Below are 2,392 nucleotides of genomic sequence, written 5' to 3' on the forward strand. Positions count from 1 at the left end.
CCCACCGCCCCGAACGGCACGGGCGCGCCATGACCGTCCAGCAGATACACCCGCGTGTTCGCAATCGGACGGCCGATATGTGGCACAACGTTGTCACTGAAGAGCCGTCCCGAGGTTGCCACGACGGTAACTTCCGTCGGGCCATAATTGTTTATTAACTTGAGAGGCGACGGTAGCCGGGAAGGCACACGCTGGAGACGATCACCGCCAATAAGCAAGTACTCCAACAAGGGAGTTACCAGCTCGCCTTCCAATGCCGTTGCAGCCAGCGGCGTGACTAAAAACGCGGCGTCCAGTGGTTGATCACGCCACCATTGCAGCAGACGAAGGGAATCCCCTCCTGCTGCTCTGGGCGGGAGCAGCAATGCGCTACGATTGGATAATGCAGACCATAGCTCCCAAGCGCTGGCATCGAATGCCACTCCAGCCGTGAGTGTGCAGCAGGTTTCTGGTTGCGGACAAAACCTTTGCACATGCCATGCTGTAAGATTGACCAAGCTTTGATGCTCGACCATGACGCCCTTTGGGGTTCCGGTTGAGCCTGAGGTGTAGATGACATAGGCGAGATGGCGCGGGCTCAGGCCAAGGGCGCGCGGGTCCGGGTTCGAGGCCGGCAGCCCGGCCCAGGCCGGGGTGGCCGTCTCCAGATCGACCACGCTCACATCGGCAAGCGCCTCGGCGCCCAGTGCTGCGCGGCCGGCCGCATCGCAAAGCAGCAGCCGCGGCGCGGCTTCCGCGAGAACCTGCCGCAGCCGCGCGCAGGGATAGGCCGGATCCAGCGGCAGATAGGCGCCGCCCGCCTTGAGGGTCGCCAAAAGACCCACCACCATGGCCGGGCTGCGTTCCAGGCAGATCGCCACCGGCTGATCCGGCTTCACACCCAGTGCGATCAGGTGATGCGCCAGCCGGTTGGCCCGCGCGTTGAGCTCGCCATAGCTTAGGCGCTCCTCCTCATGGACCACCGCCACCGCCTCCGGCGCCTTTTGCACCTGCGCCTCGAACAGCTCATGGATGCACCGCTCCGACGGATAGACCGCCGCCGTCCGGTTCAGATCCTCCAGCAGATAGGCGCGCTCGGCGGCCGGCAGGATGTCGAGGTCGCGCACCGGCCTATTGGGGGCATGCTCCAGCGCCTCGGCCAGTTGCTCGAGCACCTGCTGCATGTAGCCGCAGACCCGATCCGCAGAGATCGGCTCCACCACCTGCGCCGTCAGGCCGAGCGCCTCGCCAAAATCCTCCACCGACAGGGTCAGCGGATAGTTGGTGCGCTCCTCCCCGCCCAGCCGTTCCACCCCGGACAGACCATCATCCGTGCCGGAGCCGGCCATGGCCGCCGGCGTGTTGTGACGGTAGTTCAACAGCGCGCCGAACAGCGGCGCCGGCGCCGCAACGCCGCTGCAGCGTTGCGCCAGCGCCAGCGAGGCATGCTCGTGCGCCAGCAGCTCGGAAAGCCGCGCATGCGTGGTCCGCACGCTCGCCGCGACCCCGGTTCCGTCCAGGTCAAGCCGCACAGGCAGGGTGTTGATGAACAGGCCCAGCGCCCGGTCGGCGCCCGCACCCGCATGCATGCGGCCGAACAGCACCGTGCCGAACACCACCTGCTCTCGGCCGCTGCTGCGCGCCACCACCTGACCCCAGGCCAGATGGCACAGGCTGGCCAGGCTCACCCCCAGCCGCCGCGCCTGCTCCCGCAGCCGATCGTTGAGCGCCTGCGGCAGCATCCGCCGCGCCTCGCCGACCCCGCTGCCGTCGCCGCGCACCTCGTTCAACCCGAACGGCATGGTCGGCTCGTCGATGTCCGCCAGCATCGAGCGGAAGAACTCTTCATGCGCCTTGGCATCGACACCCAGCCGTGCCTGCGCCACCAGATTGCGGAACGGCTGCGGTGCCGCAAGCTCATGCGCCTGCCCGCCGAGCACGGCCCGCACCTCGGCATGCATCACTTCCAGCGTCGTGTGATCGCCGATCAGATGGTGCTGCAACTCCAGCAGCAGCCAGCGCCCGCTGCCGGGCTCGCGCGCGATCCCAAACCGCAACAACGGCGCGCGGCCAAGGCCGATGCGGTGCCGGCGCGGATCAAACCGGCGCCTGAGCTCCTCGGCGCCGGAACCGTCACAGTCATCCAGCTCGACCTCGCTCACCTGTAGCGGCGCACGCCGCCACACCACCTGGGCCGGGCTCGACAGCCCCTCCCAGACAAAGGCCGTGCGCAGGATGTCGTGCCGATCCACCACCTGCTGAACCGCGCCAAGATAGCGCTCCAACAGGCCACGGTCGGCAAACGCCATCTGCGAGACCAGCAGATAGGGATCGCCCCGGCTGGCCAGCAGATGATGGAACAGGATGCCGTCCTGCAGCGGCGACAACCCATAAATGTCCTGGATGTTGCCGA

1 protein-coding gene is annotated in these 2,392 nt (G+C 67.1%); it reads right to left on the reverse strand.

What is annotated here, in order from left to right; translation table 11 throughout:
• Positions 1–2,392: AMP-binding protein (locus NKJ23_RS34380; RefSeq protein WP_352685158.1), on the reverse strand; the 2,392-nt coding region annotated here is incomplete at both ends.

This window comes from Mesorhizobium sp. M0184 (assembly GCF_040322215.1).
Taxonomy (GTDB): domain Bacteria; phylum Pseudomonadota; class Alphaproteobacteria; order Rhizobiales; family Rhizobiaceae; genus Mesorhizobium.